We start from the raw sequence: 7,184 nt of genomic DNA, 5'->3' as shown, positions 1-7,184 counted from the left end.
TTTTTGGGCTGCAAAATTCTATGAATTTTGCAAGCTGTCAAAATCTTTGATTTTGACGCGACAAATACGAAGTATTTGTCCGCTGCGATTTTTACGGTCACAAAAACCTTCGAAAACTGTTAAATCTTTGATTTGACGCATCGAAAATTGTAAATTTTCGAATGCTTTGTTTTCGAGGTTTCAAAAATCGAAAATTTTTGAAGACCGACAGTTTTTGTGAACATGAGCGTTTTATAAAATATAAAAATAGATAATAAAATATTTGTTAAGACATTGTTTTAGTTATGATAGACAGTAATGATGGCCTAAAGTATCTCCAGTAGCATTGTGCAGCTGTTAATTTAGAGTAACCATATTCAGTAGGTATTTTAATAGTTTTTGTATGTCCAGAATACTTCAAAACATCTTTTCCTGAAATTTTAACCAGATTTTTGCTGATTTTTTGAATATAAACATACATATAAGCTTCTTTTTTAGTTTTTGGTGAATATGCATGCCCTACCATCTTTACATAGCTTGTTTTAATTTGATATGTCTTCCACGTAAAAGTACATGGGTTGCCGTAGTAATCCTTAAGTTTAATAGATCCATGATCTACAACCTTCATACTAGCTGCCGCAGCAGGTTCAGCAATTTGAAGACCAACAAACATAGACATTATTAATGCCATTAAAACCAAATTTTTATTCATTTGTATCCCCTTCATTTCTATTTTTTGTAAAATACAATATTAATATAATATTTTAATATATACATTTTATTATATGGAAATTGACATTAATACTCTGTAAATCTCTTTAATAGAATAGAAAAGCTAAAAATATCGAATAATAATAGAATATAATTGGAAATATTTTAGAACATATTTCAAAACTAAAATTGAGGCAGGTATATCCCAAAATGGGATAAAACAAAGGTTATTCCAGCATAACCAAATAAAAATATCAGACTAAAGTAAATAGTGGTAATGCTTGTCAGTATATATCCTGCTAAAATAAAGTAGCCATCATGTTCAAGGATACCTAAAACTAAAAAAAAGATTGAATATCCTGGCAAACTGTCTGTTAATGGTACGGGTAAAGGTAGCATAAGTAAAAACGAAGTAAATACCATTAGAGAAAGACTAAAGCGACTTATTGCAGGGCCTTTACTCAATACTAAAAAACGAGGCTTAATATATTTCTCTACTTTTCCTAAAGCCGTCATGGTTCCATTTAGTATCTTCAAAAGAGTATCCTTCGGCAGTACATATTCCATAATAAATTTAGGTATTAGATACCTGTTGAAAATCCTGCTTATTCCAATAAACATAATTCCAAGTCCAAAGGGTATGCTGGATCCTGGAATAGATACAGGTATTAAAAAAGGAGTTGCCAAAATTAAACATATAATCAACCCCCCTCGATCACCCATTAAATCAAGGAAATCTCTTATATTTATGCCTTCATTCGGGATTTTAGAAGATATATCTTCCAGTGATATTGAAAAACATTCATTAGACTTAGTTTCAGACAATTATAGTCACCATAGAATTTTATTCATTAATTATAACAATCAGAAAATATTCTTAATTTAAGTTAAATTATTTAAACAGAGTTTTGATTTTTATAATATCCATTTAATTTCTTATTTTCTTTTTAAAATGCAGCTATTATTGATAATGCATCAAAAAGAATTTAAATTTTTAGGTACATAAAATATTAAAAAATGAGGTTGATAGTATGAATGTACTTATTATTTTTGCACATCCCGAGCCAAATTCTCTAAATGGAGTTATGAAAGACCTTGCAGCTAAAACATTAAGGGATAATGGTCATGAAGTTAAAATATCTGATTTATATAGAATGCGATTTAAAGCAGTCCTTGATGAAAATGATTTTTCGCAAAGACAAAATGCTGAGCAATTTAATCCAATGATGGAACAGGTAAATGCAGTCGGAACAGGATCGCTATCTCAGGACATCAAAGACGAAGTAGAGAAAATGAAATGGGCAGATATGATAATTTTCCAGTTCCCAGTATGGTGGTCTTCACCCCCTGCAATCTTAAAAGGCTGGTTCGATAGGGTATTCCTGCCAGGAGTTGTCCACAATATAGCTGAAGGAAAGATGTATGACACTGGTTTACTTAAAGGTAAAAAAGCAATGCTATCATTTACAACAGGTGCACCTAAAGAAGTATATTCCTCTGAAGGTCCCCACGGCGATTTAAATGACATCTTTAAATTTATAACCCACAATATTCTTGAAGTGACCGGTCTTGAAATAATTCCTTCTATTGGTATATACGGCCCAGCAATGACATCTAAAGAACATGTAAAAGAAGAGCTTGAAAAGTTCAAAGAAAGAATAAATTCTCTATAAATATTTAAGCATTAAAAATAAACAATTATCCAATAAATTTAAGGAGTGATATCATGCCTGTAATTACAATAGACGGACCTAAATTAACTAAAGAACAAAAAGAAGAACTTGTAAAAACCATTGCAGAAAGTGCAAGTAAAATAATGGGGCTGCCCGTAGAAGCAATGGTGACTATAATAAGAGAAGTTGAAGCAGAAAACGTGGGCACAGGAAATATTCTGTTATGCAACAGGAAATAATATTTTTTAATAATAAAATCTAAAATAATTTACCTGAATTTTTCAAATATATTTTTTTATAAAATTTCAAATTTTGATTAGACTGTCTTAAAAAGGTATTAAATTAACTAAAATCTTCAAGATACCCCATATTTTTGAAAAATTTTTATTAAAATAAATTTGTTAAATTTTTAGAATATACTGCAGTTATAACCGCTTATAAATTCTTTTTAAATTAAAAAAATAGCATAACTATATATACCTATAAATCAAACTGTATTACAGGTCATTTTTATGGCCTTATTTAGGACGTGATGAATTGTTTAATAATAATTACGGAAGAGATAATTACTCAAATAGAGGAAATTCTTCTTCTCCTTTAAACGAAGGTGAAGAATACGATGTTAAAATTGAAGATCTTGGAAGAGACGGCGATGGAATCGCAAGAATAGAAGGATTTGTTGTTTTTGTAACGGGCGCCAAAATAGGCGATGAAGTCAAAATTAAAATCACTTCTATAAGAAGAAACTTTGGTTTTGCTGAAATAGTAGAATAATTAAATTCATGAAAGTCATTATTTCATAAACTTAATTTTTTTTTTAAATTATAATATTTTATTTTTTTAGTTTTAGAAAGCTTAATTTAACTGTATTTTATTGAAATATCTATTTTTAATCGTTAATCAACAAAATAACTACCATCAATAAACTGCTCAGTAGTCTTAAAGTAAAACATCAAACAAAGATAATAAGCACCAACATTAGCTACAATAACACCAATATCTCCAGTTTCAATCATTGCTGAAAAGTTATTCAAGATGTGTAAACCAACAGCAATTAAATAAAATTTTAAAGGCCGCTTTTTGGCAATACCATATGCAACTATAGACGTGACTGATGCATGAAATAAAATTCCAGGCAGTCTCACTATTACAGGTATATTAAGTACGAATACATACAGTATAAATTCCGTTATACCAAATCCTAGACCAACCAGGAATCCTAAAATAAAAATGGATCTTTCAGTTTCACCATGTCTATAAAATAAAGGGTATGCTTTGGCAAACTCTTCAATAAATGGAGTAAAAATAATTATTGAAATTAGACTGGCAAAAAAAGAAGGGAAAACATCTAAAAAATTTCTTGTAAATGATCCAAAAAGAAGAGTTATAGGAATACTAACTATTATCCCTGAAAGTAAAAAGAAAAGTTTCTCTTTTAAATTGGGCCTATGTGGTTCTATAATTAAATTATCTTGATAATATCTTATTTTATCATCTCGAGCATCAGGCATATGATAAATACTCCCAATATAATTTTAAAATATAAAAGTAAAAGATCTATTCTTCAAGTATTTTCATTATGCTTTCTGCATCGCCGTAGCTCTCATCGTTTAATGGAACTAATTCAATTTCCTGCGCGGATTTAACTCCTATTCCTAACTCTGCAGCTCTTTGAATTTGATCCAGCTCAAAAATCGGGCCTTTGCTAATACCAGTCTTAACACCATAACTTCTAAGGATTGCAACCCCTACTGCATCCATTGCCACTCGATCAGCGGATGCAAGAATAAGATTTGGCTCCACAACTTCTCCCTGTTCAGGTCCCTTTGTTATAAAAGCATTTATAGCATCCATAACTATCAGATCAACATTGTAGTGCTTATTAATTTCAGCAATCATAAGTCTCTGATAGGGAGACACATGTAATTCAGCCATATAATTATATAAACCGTTAGGCAGTCTTTTTGCAACAATTCCAACAGAATTTTTAAGTGATAATGTAAAATTGCCCCCAAATCTATGTGTTTTAAGACAACACGTCTGGACAACTCTATCAGATTCCAGAAATAGTTTTGATATATAAAATCCTTTAACCCAGTGAGTTCCTTCTTTTTCAACCTTCACCCATTCATCTCTATCTTCTTCATCAAGCACAACGACTTCAAAGCCGAGTTTATCTGATAATTCAAAAACTCCCATTTTCTCAAGTACCTGGCGGGTGTTACCCATTCCACTACGCTCGGCTAAAGTTAAACCCGTGATATTAGATTCATTCAGTTTTTTAATTATTGCATGAAGTGTATCAATGTGTGTTGAAGCTGGAAACGGATCAGCACTGTTAAAATTAGATTTTAATGCAACTTTATCCCCTGAAAATTCATCTATTTTAAAATTATCCATTAAATTATTTATTCCTGAGTATCTATCTTTAGTTTTAACTAAAAATACTTTACCCTTCTTATTTTGACCTATAAGATTACCTCCTCAGGCAAATAACATCTCCATAATTTAAATAAGATAGTCTTATTATGTATCTAAAGACATAATTTATTTTTGGTTATTTAAAAAACAATGATTTAATAACTTAATTAGATTAATAGAGCCTTAAAAAAGCATAAAATTAAGAATAAATATCATTCCTGAAATTTAATATACTAGTTGTTTACTGGACTATTTTGCTCAATTTGCGTGAAAATAATTCGGAATTCTGTTTGACCGTTACCGCGAAGTTCAACTGTCCCATTAATCTGGTCTACTAATGAGCGTATAAGACGTAAACCCAGTGTTTCTGAATGTTGTAAATCTACATCTTCTGGAAGCCCTATACCAGTATCCCCCACAACTAATAAAATATTTTTATTATTCCTATGAAATTTTATGTATATCCTGTTCTCTTCATGATCACTATTTTCAGCTGGAAACGCGTATTTTAAAGAATTAGTTACAAGCTCATTTATTATAAGACCAACAGGTATTGCAGTATCAGCATTTAAAAAAATCTTATCTGCACTGATGTCGATCTTAACATCATCATGATTAACTCCATAAGAATCAAACAGATCATCTACCAGATTCTTAATATATCCTGCAAAATCAATTTTTGCAAGTCCTTTAGAATTATAAAGCCTTTCATGAATCATGGCCATAGATTTAACACGATTTTGACTTTCCTTAAAAACTTCAAATGCGTCTTTATCCTTTATATATCTACTTTGAAGGGATAACAAGCTTGAAATTATCTGCATATTATTTTTAACTCTGTGGTGAATTTCCATTAACAGCGCTTCTTTTTCTCTTAAAGATTCTTTAATTTCATTTTCTGCCTGTTTACTATCAGTAGTATCCCTTATAATTGCACAGTAAAACTTCTCCTTCTTTATCTTCCATGAAATATGTGAAATTTCCACCATGATCCTGCTTTTATCCTTTTTAAATCCATATGAATCACAGATTATTCCCATATTTTGAGAGTTTGCAGAGTTATATGGGTTATCCATCACTTTCTGATAAGATTCATGGTATTCATCTGGAAATAAAATTGAAATTGGCTTTCCTAAAATCTCATTTTCACTGTATCTAAACATACGTTGTGCACTTTTATTCCATAAAATAATTTTACCCTTGCTATCAGTTAAAATAATTGAATTATTAGCTAGTTCCACCAAAGAGCGAAATTCCAGTTCTGATTTTTTTAATTGATCCTGTGAAGTTTCTATTCGGGATAACATGCCATTAATTGATTCTGCTAAAGATGAAAGTTCATCTTCTCCATCAGTAAGTATACGTGTAGAGAGATCACCTTTTTTACCTATAATAGAAATATCCCTACTAAATCTGGATAATTTAGAGAGTATAGACCTATCCAGATAAATTAGAGTTATTACAGCAAGAAGACAGCATATTATTAATAGTGATGCTATAAAATAAGATAATGTATTTTGATATTCTTTATAAAAACCTCTTGGCCTTTCTGTTTTTAAAATAAATGCAGGTTTTCCATTAATATCATTTATAAGAGCATAACCAGCAATATAACTATCATTTATTGCTTTAATAAAAAATGGAGAACTTTGAGACATCGAATCACGTGCAGTTTGGAAATCCGCAGGCATATTTGAATCGTTGTAACTAACCAATGTAAGAGAAGACTGTATTTCACCAGATAAATGCTGAATTTCAACATCATTTAAATATCGGCCGAAGATTAATGTCCCTCTACTTGGACCATCTCCATTTGAAGTTAAAATGGGATGTGAAACAATTATCATCGGTCCCTCTGGAAGCATGATGATCCCTTTTACACCGTCTTGCGAGCTCAGTAAAATATTATCTTTAGATATATACTTCTTAATACTTGCAGAAACAGGTTTTTCTTCCTTTTTTTGAAGATCGAATTCTTTGCCATAGACAATATTTCCTGAATTATCAACATAAATAACCAGATTAAGCTTCAAACCAGTAAAAGTAGAATTTAAAAGATTACTTTGTATATATCTTGAATTATGATTCTGTATGAAGATATAGGTGTCATCCCAGACTGCCCAGTCATTAATAGTTTTATTTAAATCAGAAATTTCGCCTGAAAGCATATTTGTAGCTAGCTGGATATTCTGGAGTGTGTTCTGTTCTTCAAGTGTTTGAAATCCCCCCATTAAAACAACATTTGAAGCCATGTATATAACAATAATTGAACATATTATTGTTATTCCAAGGAGTACCAGTGTTTTCTCTCGTAATTTCATTGTTGCACACACACTTTAGATCTTAGAAATACACTTTTCATCACTGACACTATTTAGTGTTATATTAAAATCTTTCATT

At 30.5% G+C, this 7,184-nt stretch carries 8 protein-coding genes; 3 read left to right on the top strand and 5 right to left on the bottom strand.

Annotated features, from left to right (window positions below; genetic code table 11):
• Window positions 1-265: 265 nt before the first annotated feature.
• Both ASJ80_RS04615 and ASJ80_RS04610 read right to left on the bottom strand, forming a co-directional pair.
• On the bottom strand, window positions 266-691 hold the full coding sequence (locus ASJ80_RS04615; RefSeq protein ID WP_069585132.1) for a hypothetical protein: 426 nt from the start codon (window positions 689-691) through the stop codon (window positions 266-268).
• Between the two features lie 182 nt (window positions 692-873).
• Window positions 874-1,515, bottom strand: a complete 642-nt coding sequence (locus ASJ80_RS04610) for an exopolysaccharide biosynthesis protein (protein WP_069585134.1) — start codon at window positions 1,513-1,515, stop codon at window positions 874-876.
• Between the two features lie 206 nt (window positions 1,516-1,721).
• On the opposite strand from ASJ80_RS04610, the gene ASJ80_RS04605 reads away from it, so the two are divergent.
• The 3 genes from ASJ80_RS04605 to ASJ80_RS04595 all read left to right on the top strand — a co-directional run bounded on the left by ASJ80_RS04605 (window position 1,722) and on the right by ASJ80_RS04595 (window position 3,137).
• Window positions 1,722-2,363: an NAD(P)H-dependent oxidoreductase gene (locus tag ASJ80_RS04605; RefSeq protein WP_069585136.1), complete on the top strand. Its 642-nt coding sequence runs from the start codon at window positions 1,722-1,724 to the stop codon at window positions 2,361-2,363.
• Window positions 2,364-2,416: 53 nt separating this feature from the next.
• A complete protein-coding gene (gene dmpI / locus ASJ80_RS04600; RefSeq protein WP_069585138.1) occupies window positions 2,417-2,602 on the top strand; it encodes a 4-oxalocrotonate tautomerase DmpI in 186 nt (61 codons plus the stop codon).
• A gap of 298 nt (window positions 2,603-2,900) precedes the next feature.
• Window positions 2,901-3,137, top strand: coding sequence for a TRAM domain-containing protein (locus tag ASJ80_RS04595; RefSeq protein ID WP_048082561.1), 237 nt, complete (start codon window positions 2,901-2,903; stop codon window positions 3,135-3,137).
• Window positions 3,138-3,259: 122 nt separating this feature from the next.
• On the opposite strand, the gene ASJ80_RS04590 is transcribed toward ASJ80_RS04595, so the two are convergent.
• The 3 genes from ASJ80_RS04590 to ASJ80_RS04580 all read right to left on the bottom strand — a co-directional run bounded on the left by ASJ80_RS04590 (window position 3,260) and on the right by ASJ80_RS04580 (window position 7,105).
• Window positions 3,260-3,874: a PrsW family glutamic-type intramembrane protease gene (locus tag ASJ80_RS04590; protein WP_069585140.1), complete on the bottom strand. Its 615-nt coding sequence runs from the start codon at window positions 3,872-3,874 to the stop codon at window positions 3,260-3,262.
• Between the two features lie 46 nt (window positions 3,875-3,920).
• Window positions 3,921-4,763 (bottom strand): DUF362 domain-containing protein, encoded by an 843-nt coding sequence (locus tag ASJ80_RS04585; RefSeq protein ID WP_245837452.1) that lies wholly within the window; start codon window positions 4,761-4,763, stop codon window positions 3,921-3,923.
• A 254-nt stretch (window positions 4,764-5,017) separates the two neighbouring features.
• Complete coding sequence (locus ASJ80_RS04580) at window positions 5,018-7,105, bottom strand: CHASE4 domain-containing protein (RefSeq protein WP_083241047.1); 2,088 nt, start codon at window positions 7,103-7,105, stop codon at window positions 5,018-5,020.
• Window positions 7,106-7,184: the final 79 nt, after the last annotated feature.

The organism is Methanobacterium bryantii, assembly GCF_002287175.1.
Classification (GTDB): Archaea; Methanobacteriota; Methanobacteria; order Methanobacteriales; family Methanobacteriaceae; genus Methanobacterium_D; species Methanobacterium_D bryantii.
The sequence above is the reverse complement of the archived record's forward strand: the minus strand, read 5'-3'. Positions and strand labels throughout refer to the sequence as shown.

Coding starts and splice junctions, on each gene's coding strand:
- ASJ80_RS04615 (WP_069585132.1), bottom strand. CDS start 691: ATGAATAAAAATTTGGTTTTAATGGCATTAATAATGTCTATGTTTGTT.
- ASJ80_RS04605 (WP_069585136.1), top strand. CDS start 1,722: ATGAATGTACTTATTATTTTTGCACATCCCGAGCCAAATTCTCTAAAT.
- dmpI (WP_069585138.1), top strand. CDS start 2,417: ATGCCTGTAATTACAATAGACGGACCTAAATTAACTAAAGAACAAAAA.
- ASJ80_RS04590 (WP_069585140.1), bottom strand. CDS start 3,874: ATGCCTGATGCTCGAGATGATAAAATAAGATATTATCAAGATAATTTA.
- ASJ80_RS04585 (WP_245837452.1), bottom strand. CDS start 4,763: ATGGATAATTTTAAAATAGATGAATTTTCAGGGGATAAAGTTGCATTA.
- ASJ80_RS04580 (WP_083241047.1), bottom strand. CDS start 7,105: ATGAAATTACGAGAGAAAACACTGGTACTCCTTGGAATAACAATAATA.